Here is a 17,868-nt window from a genome sequence, read left to right as displayed (position 1 = left end):
TAAATTATGTTTGAAACATTTATAAAAAGGCCCATATTATCGCTTGTAATATCGGTTTTTATTACACTCTTGGGCTTACTGGCATTATTTACGTTGCCGATTACGCAATTTCCAGATATTGTGCCGCCATCGGTGGTTGTGAACGCCAATTATACTGGTGCGAATGCCGAAGTAAGTACCAATGCCGTCGCTATTCCATTGGAGAAAGCGATCAATGGTGTTGCAGGGATGACCTATATGAACTCCGTATCAACTAATAATGGAAGTACGGTGATACAGATTTTCTTTGAAGTAGGAACGGACCCGGATATTGCTGCGGTCAATGTTCAGAACAGGGTAACGACTGTACTGGATGAATTGCCTGAGGAAGTTATTAAAGCTGGGGTAACGACAGAGAAAGAAGTCAACTCAATGTTGATGTACCTGAATGTCTTTACTGACGATGAAACTGCAGATGAACGTTTCATCTATAATTTCGCCGATATCAATATCCTGAAGGAGCTGAAACGTATTGAAGGTGTCGGGCTAGCCCAGATTATGGGTATGCGGGATTATGCGATGCGTGTATGGGTAAAACCCGATCGTATGGCGGCATATAATATCTCTGCCGAAGATGTGGTAGCGGCTTTGCGCAAACAGAATATTGAGGCTGCACCTGGGCAAACTGGGATTAGCTCAGACAAAATGCGCAATATGCAACAGTATGTCTTGCGTTATCCAGGAAAATTTACGGAGATTGATGAATATGCCAATGTGCCTATTCGTGCAAATTCCAATGGTTCGATTATTCGTATCAAGGATGTAGCTGACGTTGAGTTTGGCTCCCTGGATTATGAAATGGTCTCCAAAACGGATGGACGCCCATCTGCGTCCATCATGTTAAAACAGCTACCAGGATCAAACGCGCAGGAGGTTATTCAACGGGTAAAAGATCGTATGGCAGAACTGAAGCAGACTTCATTTCCAGCGGGTATGACCTATACCATGGGCTATGATGTGTCACGTTTCTTGGATGCATCTATTTCATCTGTTATAAAGACCCTACTGGAAGCATTTCTACTGGTGTTTATTGTCGTGTTTATATTTTTACAGGATTTTAGAGCGACAGTTATCCCAATTCTGGCGGTACCGGTCTGTCTGATTGGAGCTTTGTTTTTCATGCAGATGTTAGGCTTCTCAATCAATCTACTAACACTATTTGCATTGGTATTGGCGATCGGAATTGTGGTCGACAACGGGATTGTGGTCGTGGAAGCGGTTTACGCTAAGATGGAGGAAGAGCATCTACAACCCATGGAAGCGACCTTAGAAGCAATGAAAGAAGTTGGGGGCGCTGTAGTAGCGATCACATTGGTGATGTCGGCAGTTTTCGTTCCTGTTGCCTTTCTTTCAGGCCCAGTAGGTATATTTTATAGGCAATTTTCGCTGACTTTGGCCGCGGCTATCGTGATTTCAGGTATAAATGCCCTAACGTTGACACCTGCGTTATGTGCGCTTTTCTTAAAATCACCACATGATCGCAAACCATCCAATAATTGGTTGGACCGTTTTTTCAAACAATTCAATGCTATTTATGACCGAACCGCTTTCGGTTATAAAGGAATATTGATGAAAACAAGTGCTAGACGCGGACTCACACTACTATTGTTGGGTGGATTCTTTGTTGCAACTTGGGGAAGCAGTGCGATATTGCCATCGGGTTTTATTCCAACAGAAGATCAAGGTATGATCTATGTCTCGGTAACTACACCTCCGGGGGCAACAGTAGATCGTACGGAGCGCGTATTGGATAAGATTGATTCCGTTGCACGTAAGTTGGATATTGTCGAAACAGTTTCAACCCTATCGGGATATAGTATCGTTACTGAGGTCTCCGGTGCATCGTATGGAATGGGGATGATTAACCTTAAACCTTGGAAAGAAAGAGATCAAACGGTCGATGATGTAATCAAGGAATTGCGGGAGAAAACAAAGGATTTTGTAGATGGGCAAATTGATTTCTTCCCTCCTCCGACAGTTCCGGGATTTGGTAACTCTTCAGGCTTTGAATTACGGTTGTTGGACCGTAGCGGGAATGAAGATCTCAATAAGACGGCGGAGGTATTGCAGAAATTTATGGAGGATATGGAGAAAAGTGAAGTCATTCAGGATATCAGTTCCAGTTTTGATGTTAACTTTCCGCAGTATATGCTGAAAGTAGACTATGATATGGCTGCAAAGAAAGGGATATCGGTAGAAAATGCAATGAATACCCTACAAACCTTGATGGGGAGTCTCTATGCAACAAATTTCATCCGTTACGGGCAAATGTATAAGGTGATGGTACAGGCAGGACCTGAGTATCGCCAGCGGCCTGAGGATGTCCTCCGTCTATATGTAAAGAATGAAACCGGAGAGATGGTACCTTATAATGCTTTTATTTCCATGGAGCGTATTTACGGTCCAGAGCAGATTACGCGTTATAATATGTTTAGCTCAGCGATGGTGACAGGTCAGTCTTCTCCTGGGTTTAGTTCAGGACAGGCGATCGAGGAAGTTGAAAAGATTGCATCATCTTTACCGCAAGGTTACAGTATCGAATGGTCGGGGATGACCCGTGAACAGAAGATTTCAGGAAATCAGGCCCTGTATATTTTTGCGCTCTGTTTACTCTTTGTTTACCTGTTGTTGTGTGCTCAGTACGAAAGCTTTTTATTACCATTACCAGTTCTCCTCTGTTTACCTGCCGGAATTTTTGGAGCCTTTATTTTCCTGAAAATATTTGGCTTGGAAAACAATATTTATGCCCAGGTCGCACTGGTCATGCTGATCGGTCTTTTGGGTAAAAATGCGATCCTAATTGTGGAATATGCCAATTTGAAATATAAGCAGGGAATGGATATTGTGACTGCCTCAATTGAGGGGGCTGTCGCGCGTTTACGTCCTATTTTGATGACTTCTTTTGCATTTATTGCTGGATTGATTCCATTAATGATGGCTAGTGGGGCTGGTGCTTTGGGGAACCGGAGTATTGGTACTGCTGCAGTTGGTGGTATGCTTATCGGAACGATATTAGGTGTTATTGTTATCCCGGGGCTGGTTATCTTATTCTCAAAAAAGGAGAATAAAAAACAGGTTATAAAACAGACATCGTTAGTGATTGCTGCACTCATTCTTTTTGGTAGCTGTTCTGTCCCCAAGAAGGCGGCACAGCCTGAGAAAATTGCCGTACCGACAGCATTTTCAGAAAGGACTGCTGTTGATAGCGTAAATGTGGGGAATCGGTCTTGGCGCGAGATTTTTAAGGATCCACTTTTAGTTGCATTGATTGATTCCGCATTACAGCATAATATTGATATTCGCCAATCGATCTTACGGCTTGAATCAGCACAGGCTTATTTTAAACAGCGAAAGGCTGCATTAGGCCCTACTGTAGAAGCAGCTGTTGAGGGCGGGATACGTAAATATGGGCACTATACGGAATCGGGTATCGGTAACTATGATTCAAATTTTTCGAGTAATTTGAAAAATGATGAAAAGCTGCCAGAACCATTTATCCCAGATTATTTTATTGGACTTCGTTCTTCGTGGGAAATTGATCTATGGGGTAAATTAAAAAGCCAGAAGCAAGCTGCTTATTTTGGTTTTTTGGCCGAACAGGAAGGAAAACGCCTGTTAGAAACAGAATTGGTATCCAATATTGCAACGGCCTATTATGAGTTAATGGCTCTCGATCAAAAGATCAAGGTGTATAACCGTAATATTGAACTGCATACGAATGCACTTGAAGTCGTTGAGGTAAAAAAAGATGCCGGTTATGCCACGGAACTGTCTGTGCAACAGTTTAAAGCACTATTGGCAAATTCTAAATCTGCTCAGGAGAAATTAAGTCAGGAGATTGCACTGTGGGAACATCATATCAACGGATTGCTGGGAAGATATTATCAGCCTATTAAGCGCAGTGAATATATTGAAAATACAAATCTATATCATGCAATGACCTTTGGCACTCCGGATGATCTGGTCAATCAGCGTCCAGATATTAAAACAGCTTACCTGAAGATGATGGCATCGTCAAACAATCAGGAAGCATCACGGTTGGCCTTTCTACCTTCGGTAGCCATTAGCCCTTTTGTCGGTTTACAGAGCTTCAGTTTCAACAAGTTGTTTAATTTGGACAAATCTATTGCTTATAATTTATTTGGTGGTATCACGCTGCCTATATTAAATCAGAGACAATTGAAGACACAGTATGAAGTTGCAAAAGCCGATTATGGAATTGCTTTTTTAGACTATGAGAAATCTGTTGTGAATGCTTATAACGAAGTCTCTAATGTCATTATGACTCAAGAGGCAATCAGTAAGCGTAGAACATTTGTGGATGAGCACGTAAGGGCATTGGATCTATCTATTGAAGCTGCACAAGAGCTTTTTATTGCGGGACGTGTGACATCGCTGGATGTGGTTACAGCTCAAAAAGAATCCTTGGAAGCCCAGATTGGAAAAGTTGAACTGGAGAAAGAAAATACCTTGAACCAGATTTTACTTTACAAAGCTTTGGGAGGTGGGTGGAAATAAACCCAATGTTCAGCTAATTAGGGAAACTATTTTTCATGCGATAAAGAATTAATTTGTTAATTCTTAGACCCCAAAAAGAGGGTCACAGAAAGAGGCCGTCGTGAGATGTCCTCTTTTTTATTGTTATTTTTATGTAGTTTAGCTTTGACTATGTTGAACCGGGCTTTATTATGTTGCAGCGCATTTTTGTTTTCATTTTTCTATTTCATTTAAGTTTTTTACTAACTGCTCAGGACTATTCGGATAGTACCAAGATTTTTCAACGTTTAGAATATCTAATGGAAAATCAGAAGATGTATGTTAAAAATCGGGAAGACAAATTAGCCAAACTAAAACAAGAGGCGAAAGCACTTGAAGCTGACCAAATTCGTTTTTTTGAGAAGAATTATGAAATTTTTGAAAACTATAAAAAGTTCGATTCCGATGCTGCACTTACCTATATCACGCTTTGCCAAAAATTAGCTCCGGCCAACAATGATTCACTTCATACAGTTATTCAACTAGATTTAGCCTGGGTTTATTCGACGATTGGGCGTTATATTGAAGCATCAAAATTGTTGAACCAAATTAGTTCCGCAGGCCTTGCTACCAAACTTTTAGCCAAATATTACGATACCTATAGCTCATTTTATAGTCATTATGGACAAAGTAACGACCGTCAGGAATATTATCAGGCAAGTGAACGCTATCGAGATTCACTATTACAGGTTTTGCCGAAATCTTCATTGGAATATCGGACGACCATTGCGATAAAAACCTTATTTAATGGCAGTCGGGAAGATGCGAAAAAGCAATTTTTCAAGCTTTGGACGGAAAATCAGAAAGACTTGGAGCAGCGCGCCTTATTGTCCTATTTTATTAGCTTGATCTATAAATACGAAAAAAATACGGCCGGCCAACTTTATTATCTGGCTATTTCAGCGAGTGCAGATATTGAGATGGCAAATCGAGACAATGCTTCATTTCATGATTTAGCGCTAGCTTATTATGATAAACAGGATTTTGACCGTGCCTTTCGCTATATTGAAAAAACAATTGATGATGCGATGCTGTGTAAAGTGCGTTATCGGATTATTGAAGGCACCTCTTCCTACCCAATCATTAATGCTGCATACCAACAGAAAATCAATAGTCAGAATAAGCAATTGATCGCCTTGGTTGTTGTGGTTAGTATTTTGTTGATCGGTGTAATTATCGGATTGATTGTAATCTATCGTCAAGTCCAGCATTTGCGAAGGATCAGGTCGGAATTGTCAGGAACCAATCAGCAGTTGCGGTCATTGAATACTGAAATCAATCAAACGAATTTAAAACTCTCAGAATCCAATCACATTAAAGAGGAGTATATTGCGCAATTTTTTGATATGTGTTCAAGTTATATTGACAAAATGGAGGATATACGAAAAGCATTGCTGAAAAAGGCATCCAATAACCAATGGGAAGCAATCCGGGAGCAATTGAGATCGACACAGATGGAAGAAAGGGAGATACAACAACTCTATATCAATTTTGATCGGATCTTTTTGAACCTTTATCCAACGTTTGTTGATGAATTTAATGCCCTTCTTCAAGAGGACGAGAAGATATATCCGAAGAAAAATGAACTGCTCAATACAGAACTGCGTATTTTTGCCCTGATTCGTCTGGGAATAGATGACTCGGTTAAGATCGCTAGTTTTCTTAGATACTCCCTTCGTACAGTTTATAACTATAGAACCAAGGTACGTAACAAAGCAGCTGGCCATCGCGATGCCTTTGAGGCATCTGTTTGTCAAATTGCAACTATTGATCGACCTTAATATCCACTGATAAATACCAAATAATTAATAATACAAGCCTGTATTCGATCTCTTTTTAGTACTTTTTATCTTGTGTTTTATTTTGTAGTGCGCTGTCTTGTAGTGTTTTGTGTTTTTTGAGAGGTACTTTTTAAGTACCGCCGCTTTTTTTCCTGTTTCGGTCCTGCTAGTTTTGTTTTGAGCGATGGAGCAGGGGAAACTCCTCGCTAGTTTGGAATAACCAAAGACAAAACAATAACCAATTTTTTTATTTCATATGATTTACTTTACTCGAAAAGTAACCTTTTCAATAGGGCTGATTTTCTTGTGTACCTGGTTGAATTCGGTGTTTGCACAAGACCGTATTCAGGTCAGTGGACGAGTGCTTGATGCCCAAGATCAGAAACCGCTCACTGGCGTAACAATTACACAGAAAGGTACCAGTAATGCGGTCTCCAGTAACGGAGATGGGCGTTTTCAAATTTCAGCTGTTCACGGTAGTATTCTTCAATTTAGTTTTGTTGGCTACGACAATAAAGAATTGCCGGCTAATAGTACAATGACTGTTCAGCTGAACTCATCGACCAATGTACTTGAAGACGTTATTGTGATCGGTTATGGTGCCGTAAAACGGAAAGATGTAACCACCGCAATTTCTTCGGTATCGACCAAAGATTTGGAAAAGAGACCGGTCGTAAGTTTGGGGCAGGCCATACAAGGGAAGGCTGCAGGTGTATCTGTGATCCAACCCAATGGAGCACCCGGTGGTGAGATGTCAATTAAAGTCCGGGGTACAACCTCATTTAATGGTTCAAATGACCCACTTTATGTTGTCGATGGATTACCTGTTGAGGACATCAAATTTTTATCACCAAGTGATATCACGGACATTCAGATTTTAAAGGATGCTTCTTCTGCAGCTATTTATGGTTCGCGTGGAGCAAATGGTGTTATTCTTGTAACGACAAAATCCGGAAAAGCTGGGGAAGCTAAAATTACCTTAGGAGCACAAGCTACAGCAAATGTGGTTAATAATACCGTAAAAGTCCTGAATACCGCACAATACAAGGAGTTGATGGATGAGACAGGTTATGTTAAGCTGCCTGAAGGGCTTACTGATCAAACAGACTGGTTTAAGGAAACCTATAAAACTGGAGTTCAACAGAATTATCAGTTATCAATCTCCGATGGTAACGAGAAATTACGTTATTATTTGGGTGGGGGCTATCTGACAGAGAAAGGCACGCTGCAAGGTTCATTCTTTAGACGTTATAACTTCAAAGCGAATATAGATAATCAAGTAAAAAGATGGATGAAGGTTAATGCCAATTTATCTTATGCGGATTACAATACCAACGGGATTATCTCGGGCAACGGATCTAATCGTGGCGGAGTGGTTACCTCTATCATTAATACGCCAACTTATGCACCAATATGGGATACTCTGTTTCCTGATCGGTACAATACTAATTTCAATGGGCTAAATATAAACAGCCCTTTAGAAAATCTCGAACGAACCAAGAATAACAATAATCGGGAGAATAGATTATTGGCAACAGGAAGTGTATTGATATCTTTTTTACCCAATTTAACCTGGAAGTCCTCTTTTTCAATGGACAGACGATCGGGTGTACTGACAACGTTTTTAGATCCCTGGATTACACAACAGGGTAGAAATCAGTTTGGAGAGGCATCTGATGCTCGCAACACAAACACGGTATTGACTTGGGACAATGTGCTGACTTACAGCAGAAGCTTTGGAAAACATAGCTTGGAGGCAATGGCAGGGTCATCCTGGACAGATTCCAAATATTCCAATAGTTATATTTATGGTTCCAATTATGCTAATGGTATCATACAGACGCTCAATGCGGCAAACAAGATTTCATGGAATGGAACTGGGTCCGGGGCATCCAATTGGGCCATCCTATCCTATTTTGCCCGTGCAATGTACAATTACGATGGAAAATATCTTGTAACAGCAAATATGCGCGCGGATGGATCATCAAAATTAAGTCCTTCTGGTCGGTGGGGATATTTCCCTTCGGTATCGGCAGCATGGCGTTTATCTGCGGAGGATTTTATGAAGGACGTGGATTGGATCAATGACTTTAAAATACGCGGGGGATGGGGTCAGACCGGGAATCAATCTGGATTGGGGGACTACTCTTATCTTTCATTCAATGTGATTCAGCGTTTACCTTGGTTTGAAGACAAATATCAATATTCTCCGCCAAATATTGGGAATTCGACTACCTTACGAGCGACAGATTTAAAATGGGAAACAACGACCCAAGCGAACGTGGGGATAGATTTTTCTACATTAAATAATCGATTGAACCTGACCTTAGATTACTACCATAAAAAAACAACAGATATGTTGATGGAAGTGAGCTTGCCTACAGGGTCTTCCTCGGCGAGCACAATTAAACGGAATGAGGGCGAAATGACCAATAAAGGATTTGAGATTGGGATCAACTCCAAGAATCTCACAGGCGATTTTACATGGAATACGGATTTCAATATTTCGTTTAATAAGAACCGTCTGGATAAGCTCGTTTTTACAAAAATCTACAATGATGCGGTTACAAATAATCTAGTCAATGCAACGGTCGTTAGGAATGAACCTGGAAGGCCTTTAGGTGGATTTTATGGATATATTTCTGATGGTGTAAATCCGGAGACAGGTGAATTGATGTATAGAGATCTCAATGGTGATGGCAAAACATCTCCTTCCGATCTCACTTATATCGGGGATCCCAATCCAAAATTTGTGTACGGATTGACAAATAGTTTTTCTTGGAAAAATTTTGATTTAAGTATATTTCTTCAGGGCACTTACGGTAATGATATTTTCAATGCGAGCAGAATGGAAACAGAGGGAATGTATGATGGTCGTAACCAAACGACAGTTGTACTCGATCGCTGGCGTGTTCCCGGACAGATTACACATGTGCCCAAAGCAGGTTTTGATATCAAAAACTCATCTTATTTTGTGGAAGATGGAAGTTATTTGCGCGTGAAAAATATTTCATTGGGTTATTCTATCGCACCTGAACGTTTGAAAAAGATTGGAATTCAAAAGATTCAGCCTTATTTTTCGGCAAGCAACCTATTTACGCTGACTAAATATTCAGGCATGGATCCGGAGGTAAACCAGTGGGGAAATTCGGGAAGAGTACAAGGCCTCGATTGGGGGACATATCCACAAAATAGATCCTTTGTACTTGGTGTAAATGTAGAATTTTAATTGAATTGTGATGAAAAAAATAAATATTAAATACGTTTTACCTTTGCTCATAACAGGCTTATTGCTGGCATCTTGCTCGCTAAATCGTGATCCTCTGGACAGCTATACAGATGTAAGTCAAGGTAAAACTGAAAATGGAACACAGATCGTCTTTAAAAACAAAAGCGAGGTTGATAATTTTCTTTCGGGAATTTACCAACAGATGCGAGATCGGCAAGAGCATTGGTACCTGGATCTATTGCTGATCGGCGATTCTCATGCTGACAATGCGTACGCAGGAACAACAGGTGCGGAAGTTGTACCATTTGAGAATAATTCTATTGAGGGATCCAATTCCGTTGTTGATCGGGATTGGGCTCGTTATCTGGAAGATATTGCGCGGGCCAACCGTTTAATAATCAATGTCGATAGTGTTGCGGATAAATCCATTAGTGAGGCTGACATCAAAGTCTACAAGGCGCAGGGTAAAATCTTTCGGGCGCTTGCGATGTTTGATATGGTGCGCATATTTGGATCCATTCCAGTAATTACAACACAAGGAAAAGATATTACCGCGGAAAATATCGAAGCGGTATATCCGGAGTACTTCCCCAAGCAAGCGACTGAAGAGGAAGCGCATAAACAGATTGAGAAGGATCTTTTGGAGGCCCTGGTTGATGCCCCGGTCAACAGCAATGCGAATAAAACTTTGTTTACAAAGTCTGTAGCCCGAGCTATGTTGGCAAAGCTATATGCTGAGAAACCGCTTAGAGATTATAATAAAGTGATTCAGTATGCAGATGCATTGACTGGAGATGGATTTGATTTGAATCCTAATTATGGAGATTTATATGCAGTGAACGCGGCCAAGACCGATTTAGCACAACGAAATACAAAAGAATCAATTTTAGAAGCGCAATTTATGCCTGGCTCAGGAAACTGGGCGACCTGGATGTTCGGTCGAGACCTGTCCAATTACGACAATGCATTTACATGGGCCAAATGGGTCACACCATCGCGTGATTTGATACAAGCATATACAAATGAGGCAGACCAAATTCGGATGGAGCAAGCGATTGTGTACTATACAACAACCTGGAGCAACTATTACCCATCGAGCCATTATCCTTTTATGTTTAAATTGCGTTCGGGCATGAGTAGCATTGTCAAGCTCCGCTACGCCGATATTCTATTATTGAAAGCCGAAGCGTTGATTCTGCAGGGAACTGATCTTTCCGGTGCAGCTGACATTATTGATAAGATCCGTACACGTGTAAAATTACCCAAATTACCTGCAGGAATTCGGTCGAATAAAGATGCATTATTGGAAGCATATCTGAAAGAACGTCGCCTGGAATTAGCCTTCGAGGGGCAGCGTTGGTTTGATCTAGTTCGTTTAGATAAGGTGGAAACTGTCATGAATGCCGTGTATGCGAAAGACTCAGGAAGAAAGGCGCAGGTATATCCGTTCACAAAGAATTCCTACCGTCTGCCGATTCCACAGCCTAAAATTGACCAGAATCCTAACTTAGTTCAGAATCCAGGATACTAATTATTTTAATTGTTTATGAAACGTAATAATAACACTATGATATATACATTCTTGTTGTCCTGTTTGATCACGGCAACATCTTGTAACCGTGATAGCTTCACACCCTCACAGGGCGATGATATCAAAAAATCTGGCGATGTCACTATTGTGATGACTAATACAAACCGTGCCTATGATCTGACAAAAAAATATGTCGATTTTAGTACAAAGTTTAATATGTCGCCCAACACAATTACCGTAAATCCTGCTCAGAAGTTTCAGACAATGGACGGATTTGGTGCAGCTATTACCGGTTCTACCTGTTATAATCTGATGAAAATGAGTAAGGAGGATCGGACGAAATTTCTTACGGAGACTTTCTCCGATAAAGATGGTATGGGCATGAGCTATATTCGTATTGCTATCGGATGTTCTGATTTTTCATTGAGCGAGTATACTTGTTGGGACAAAGAAGGAAAGGAAAATTTTGGGTTGCAGTCAGAAGAAACGCAATATGTTATTCCTGTGTTGAAAGAAATACTGGCCATCAATCCAAACGTCAAAATTATGGGATCGCCATGGACTCCGCCAAAATGGATGAAGGTCAATAATCTGACAGATTTAAAACCTTTCGATTCTTGGACTAGCGGTCAATTAAATCCAAAATACTATCAGGATTATGGTTGGTATTTTGTACAATGGCTTCAAGCAATGAAGAAGGAGGGTATTAATATTTATTCAATTACCGTTCAAAATGAGCCATTGAATCGAAAAAATTCTGCTTCAATGTACATGTCATGGCAAGAGCAACAAACATTTATCAAACAATCTCTAGGCCCACAGCTCAAGACTGCAAGTATTGCTACGAAGATCTACGCGTTTGACCATAACTATAATTACGATAATATGGCTGATCAGGAAGATTATCCTATCAAAATCTATAATGATGCAGGAGCGGCTTCCTTTATTGCTGGCGCAGCTTATCACAACTATGGTGGTGATAAAGCGGAGCTAATTGATATTCATAATCAACGCCCGGATAAGGAGCTGGTCTTTACAGAGACATCTATAGGAGAATGGAACGACGGGCGTAATCTCGACAAGCGTTTGATGGAAGATATGCGTGAAGTGGCTTTGGGAACGGTCAATAACTGGAGCAAGGGTGTTATTGTTTGGAATTTGATGTTGGATACTGATAAGGGACCGAATCGCGAAGGTGGTTGTCAAACCTGTTATGGTGCTGTCGATATTAGCAAATCAAATTATAAGAGCATCACGCGCAACTCGCATTATTATATTGTAGGACATCTTTCATCTGTGGTTAAGTCTGGAGCGACACGAATTGGTGCTACAGGATATACAGCAGAGGGGCTGGTTTATAGTGCCTTTCAAAATACAGATGGTACCTACGCTATGGTGTTATTAAATGAATCGAATGACAACCGTAAAATCACGTTGGCAGATGGTAAAAATCATTTTAGCTATGAGGTTCCTGCAAATTCAGTTGTCTCTTATCGTTGGAAAAACTAAATATTGGGATTATGAAAAGATATCTCATCAATATACTATTGGGAACAATAGCTGTGGTAAGTTCTTGTAAAAAGGATGAAAAATATGTCTATCAAATTGGTGATCCCAAAATAGAATTGAAATCAGCTATTTCTGCTGCTCATTTTGGTGATAGTTTAGTGTTTAATGTTCGTGTATCGGATAGCGAAGTTGCTTTATCTACGCTGAAAGCTCAATTATATTTTACAGACGATAAGGTCACCGAAACGACGATTCGTACAAAAGAGAATGGCGACTATAGCGGAAAAATTTATGTCCCTTTTTTGAAAGACATTCCAGATGGCAAAGCAACCATTAAGTTTGTCTTGCAGAATATTAGTCAGAAGAAGACCGAACAGTCTTTTGATATAGACTTAAGCCGTCCGGACTTTCCTTATCTCACTTTGGTTACTGAATCAAAGTCCTATCGGATGGAGAGAACCGGGCGGAATCAATATGCGGCCAAAGAGAATTTTCCGTTTTCTGTAAAAGGATATATTCAAGCGCCAAAGGTTGGTGAGCAGGGAAATAGCATGAATTTTGGATGGGTCAATAATGCCATTACGCTCGGATCCACATTGGATATTCCTTTCTCAAATTCGACCTCTGGTGTGTATAGTATCGCATTGAATACGTTAACTTATCAGGCATCACCTTTTATTATCGCCTACGCGATCGATGGTACGGTTTTTAGTCGTCTTGATGATACACATTTTAGAGCGGAGCTGAATATGACCAAAGGTAATTCGGTCACGATAGATGGTATCGAAGATTTGAAAGATTGGTGGATTGATCCGGATTTCTTCAGCCAATCAGTTGATGGGGCCATATCGTTTAAAGGAATAACAGGGAAATACCGTGTTACTGCAGACTTCGCGCTAAAATACTTCGTCGTTGAGGCCATGGCCGGAAATGATCTTGCTAAATTGCAGGAAGATGGTACTGGTGCCGTATGGATAATTGGAGAAGGCGTTGGGAAACCAAAAGTATCCAGTAATCAGGTAGGTTGGAATACAGATAAAGCACTCTGTTTAGCTCCATTGGGTAATAAAAAGTACCAAATTACATTGAGAGCAGGCGAGTCTATCAATACCGATAATATCAACTTTAAGTTTTTCCATCAGAAGGGCTGGGGCGGAGAATTTGGTGGTACGGATGTTACAACCTCAAGTGATCTAGTTTTTGTTGGTGATGGTAAAAATGGACGTGATTCCGGAAATTTGGGTGTCAAAACCGGTAAAATGTTAGAAACTGGCAAAACATATACATTCACATTAGATTTAACAGCCGGTAATAAAAAAGCTGTGCTTACAGTTGTACCAAAATAAGCTGTTTTTTGATTTTTCAGTCCCCAGGTAAAACCTTATCTGGGGACTTTATTGTTCCTATTGAATTTGTTTAATCAAGGATTCATTTATATATTTGCCGAACTCACAAGATGAAAGCTAGACAGTTCATATGGATTTTATTGCCTTTGATGCTCCTCCAGAGCTTCTCAACAGTATGGCTGTGGTCCATTTTTGAACTGAATCGAGATTACATTGCACGCTATGAATGTATCAACCGTTTCAATGAGAACGCCCTTTCGTGTAGAGGACAATGTATCCTAATGAAGAAAATGCGTGAACACGAAGAAAAGGAACAAAAGAACCTTGAATCACGTATTATCTACCTCGTTTTTATCAATAATTCCCAAAATTTTGACTTTAAGGTCTCTTCTTTATTTCAAGAAGATGTAGCGGAGCGCTCGTTTCCTGAATACAACGAAAATTATTCTTACAGACCTATTTTTACCATTTTCCACCCCCCGTTAGTTTAAATCCATTTTTAGAATTCATCATGAGTTTTTTGTTGTTCACTTAGAGCGACAAATAATTCCTCATGTTCGCTTCATCGTGTTTAAGGAATAGTTTATTCCGATGAAACCATCATGATTTATTCAATCTTATAAGGGAACGAATAATCGAGCAAAGCGAGCTCATGAATGCCGCTTAAAGCATACGCTCGATGAATAAATCTGATCGCTTCATCACAACTGAATAAAAAATTTAAACGGATGAAAACTTTATTTGAACAGGTTATCGGCTTTTTGGATGTCAGGTTCCAGTTAATTTAGAAGATTCTATGGACAGCATATGTATTGTTATCCCCTTTTTGTTGGGCATACCTTTCTGTCGTCATTTTTGTTGTCTTCTAACTATACTTTATCCTGCACTAAGATTAGTCTCCTGTAAACTAAGCTAAGATGGTATTTTTATGAAGGTAAGTGTATTGATAAAAACAATAGTTTTTTATGTTGCTATAACATGCGTATTTCTCGGGTCATGTACAAAGGGAAAAACAAATTATGAAGCCGAAAGAGGGAGTGTGGTCGAGGAAGGTGTTGAATTTAAAGAGGTTACAAATGTTGTAAACGCCGGTTATACGATTAGCATCGAGGCGTTGAATGGTGTATTGTATCGCGGTTATAATGATATCCGCGTGCGAATCAAGAACACGCAAACGAATACTCCTGTGGAAGTGTCTGGTGTTACATTTTTGCCAATCCAGACCACTGTTACAGGAGAGAAAAGATCATGTCCAAACCAGTATAATTTCAGTTATAAATCGGACGATAAGTATTTCTCGGGTTATACCGTTTTTACCAGCGAAAGTGGCTCGGAAGGCGGTTGGGAAATCAATGTCAATTTTACAGTTGGCGGTCAAAATTTCTCCGTGATAAAAGAAGTATTGGTCCGGCAACAAACCAATAAAAATCTGAATATGACGATGTTCACAGGGAAAGATGATGAGCAGTATGTCATTGCATTAATTTCTCCAAAGAAACCTAATGTCGCTGAGAATAAATTGGTCGCTGGCATCTATAAATTGAATAGGCAGCTTGACTCTTCACCGAAAGGCTTCGCTGATCAACTGCAATTTTCCTATTCGCAAGTTGAGCGTTATGCGCTGAAGTTAGACCCACGTATGCCTGAACCGTCTATGGGCAATCACTCCTCTCCTAACAATAAAGATTTGATACAGGACACGGATGGTTTATATCATGGTGTCGTTAATTATACCATGACCGGGAACTGGACGTTAAATTTCATCTTGTTGAATCCAGATGGAAAAGTAATCCGTGGTACCGAGGTGCCGAAAGATTTTACACCGGGAGTGGAAGGACGTAAAAGTGAGTTGTACCTCGATATTTTATTCTAAGAGTTATGAGGAAATTAAGTATTATTCTTTTTATTCTTTCTCTTGGATTGAAAGTACATGGGCAAAGCATCCCAGTAAAAAGAGATACAACGAGACGTTTGGGGGAAGTCAATGTTGAAGCTACGATCAAGCGAAAGATTGAAAGTGACATGAAAATGGCCGTCTCCGTCGATGAATTTTTGGCTTCATCAGACAATATCAGCTTTATCAAACGTGGTGCGTATGCATGGGAACCCTTACTGAATAACATGAGTACGGAACGTTCCACAATCACAATTGATGGTATGCATGTTTTTGGTGCCTGTACAGATAAGATGGACCCCATAACTTCCTACGTGGAAAGCAATAACCTTTCTTCCATTGATATTAAGTCTGGGCAAGAAGGGAATATGCATGGTGCGACAGTGGCAGGAAGTATTGATCTCAAAAGGAGAAGTACTCCTTTTGGTCTGCAACAAAAAATAGGTGGTGCGTATCAGACAGGTTTTGAATTTAACAATAAACAAGCTTTTAACCTTGGGAATCTATTCTATTCAACAGACAATTTCGTTGCTGATGGTAGCATTGCCCTTCGTAAAGCGGGTAATTATTATGATGGAAACAACAAGGAAGTGCTGCACTCACAATATAATAAACTGAATGCATCATTGGGCTTAGCCTATAAGACAAGTGCGCTTTCTGCTGTCAGGGTAGATGCGATATTTGATCGAGCAAAAGATGTTGGCTTCCCAGCTTTACCGATGGACCTATGGTTATCACGGGCGATTATTACATCAGCATCCTATAAACAATTGTTTGAGGAAGGGTTGGTAAAAGTGTGGGATACCAAAGTTTATTTCAATGCCGTGGAGCACTATATGGATGATACGACACGGCCGGAGAATTTGGTACATATGGATATGCCCGGATGGAGTACAACCTATGGATTGGTTTCAAAAATAAATTTAAAGAAGGACCGATATTCTTCAGAAGTACAGTTAAATGCTTATGATAATCTTTCGATAGCGGAAATGCGGATGTACCCACAGGATCGATCCAAACAGACTATGTTTGCCTATAGTTGGCCTTGGGTAACAACACGTTTTGTGAGTGTTGCAATGAATAATTCCTGGGAAATTTCAGATCGGAGTAAAGTGAACTTGGGTGGTTCGTTGGGCTGGAACTACAATTATTCTAAATATGTGGAATTTAACTGGATTTTTCATCCGGGCGCACCACAAAAAAAGAATAGATGGCTTCCGGGGATACATGCCAGTTACGAGTTAAACTTAAATCAGTTTGATATTTCTGTCGGAACAGGGGTTGGACATCGTGCACCTTCCGTTTCCGAAGCCTATGGTTATTATATCTACAATAGCTTTGACCGTTACGATTACATCGGAAACCCTGATCTCAAAAATGAAATCTCTTATGAGGTTAACGCCAGTGTTGGATTCAAAACGGAAAAGCTAAGTGTATCCGCAAAAGTGAACTACTTCTACATCGACAATTATATCATCGGACGGATTCTGAGTTTAGGAAGCCCCATGAATTATCAATCCGTTGGTGTGAAAGGTTACACGTCTTTAAAGTATGCGACGCTATTTAATACGGCGATGAGCATAGATTATCAAGTCCTGGATAACCTGCATTGGAAAGCGGTGCTTACCTACGCTAGAGGCAAGGACGATGAAGAGAGTAATCTCCCTTTTATACGGCCGTTAAGCTATCAGACAGCACTTCATTATGCCTATAAACGAATAGGCTTGCGGACTTCATTAAATGGGGATTTTGCACAGACCAATTATAGTCCAGCCTATGGCGAAGATCAAACGGCTTCCTACAAAATATGGAACTTATCTGCTGATTACAGTTTCAGTCTCGGCAAGTTCAAATCTGTCTTTCAGGTTGGGGCTGAGAACCTGTTGAATGAATACTATAGTACCTATGCGGATTGGGGAAATATTCCACGAATGGGACGGAATATTTTTACATCCCTAAAAGTCAATTTTTAAAAAAAATTAATCACATTCAAATAACACATA

9 protein-coding genes are annotated in these 17,868 nt (G+C 40.2%); all 9 read left to right on the top strand.

The genetic code is table 11. From position 1 onward, the window contains the following. Window positions 1-6: 6 nt before the first annotated feature. The 9 genes from AC07UV_RS06260 to AC07UV_RS06220 all read left to right on the top strand — a co-directional run bounded on the left by AC07UV_RS06260 (window position 7) and on the right by AC07UV_RS06220 (window position 17,838). A complete protein-coding gene (locus AC07UV_RS06260) occupies window positions 7-4,557 on the top strand; it encodes an efflux RND transporter permease subunit (RefSeq protein WP_495183054.1) in 4,551 nt (1,516 codons plus the stop codon). Window positions 4,558-4,727: 170 nt separating this feature from the next. Further along, window positions 4,728-6,356, top strand: coding sequence for a SusR family glycan utilization regulator (susR, locus tag AC07UV_RS06255; protein WP_495183053.1), 1,629 nt, complete (start codon window positions 4,728-4,730; stop codon window positions 6,354-6,356). Window positions 6,357-6,612: 256 nt separating this feature from the next. After that, window positions 6,613-9,585: a SusC/RagA family TonB-linked outer membrane protein gene (locus AC07UV_RS06250; protein WP_495183052.1), complete on the top strand. Its 2,973-nt coding sequence runs from the start codon at window positions 6,613-6,615 to the stop codon at window positions 9,583-9,585. Between the two features lie 10 nt (window positions 9,586-9,595). Further along, complete coding sequence (locus tag AC07UV_RS06245; protein ID WP_282250944.1) at window positions 9,596-11,116, top strand: RagB/SusD family nutrient uptake outer membrane protein; 1,521 nt, start codon at window positions 9,596-9,598, stop codon at window positions 11,114-11,116. A 36-nt stretch (window positions 11,117-11,152) separates the two neighbouring features. Further along, window positions 11,153-12,625, top strand: coding sequence for an endo-1,6-beta-glucanase (locus AC07UV_RS06240; RefSeq protein ID WP_495183051.1), 1,473 nt, complete (start codon window positions 11,153-11,155; stop codon window positions 12,623-12,625). A gap of 11 nt (window positions 12,626-12,636) precedes the next feature. Beyond that, window positions 12,637-13,971, top strand: a complete 1,335-nt coding sequence (locus AC07UV_RS06235; RefSeq protein ID WP_495183050.1) for a DUF5125 domain-containing protein — start codon at window positions 12,637-12,639, stop codon at window positions 13,969-13,971. Window positions 13,972-14,081: 110 nt separating this feature from the next. After that, window positions 14,082-14,462, top strand: a complete 381-nt coding sequence (locus AC07UV_RS06230) for a hypothetical protein (RefSeq protein ID WP_495183049.1) — start codon at window positions 14,082-14,084, stop codon at window positions 14,460-14,462. Window positions 14,463-14,899: 437 nt separating this feature from the next. Then, a complete protein-coding gene (locus AC07UV_RS06225) occupies window positions 14,900-15,844 on the top strand; it encodes a hypothetical protein (protein WP_282250941.1) in 945 nt (314 codons plus the stop codon). 5 nt (window positions 15,845-15,849) lie between these two features. Further along, a complete protein-coding gene (locus AC07UV_RS06220; protein WP_282250940.1) occupies window positions 15,850-17,838 on the top strand; it encodes a TonB-dependent receptor plug domain-containing protein in 1,989 nt (662 codons plus the stop codon). Window positions 17,839-17,868 lie beyond the last annotated feature (30 nt).

This window comes from Sphingobacterium sp. GW821-FHT03E03 (assembly GCF_059420745.1).
This window is presented reverse-complemented; position numbering and strand designations above follow the sequence as displayed.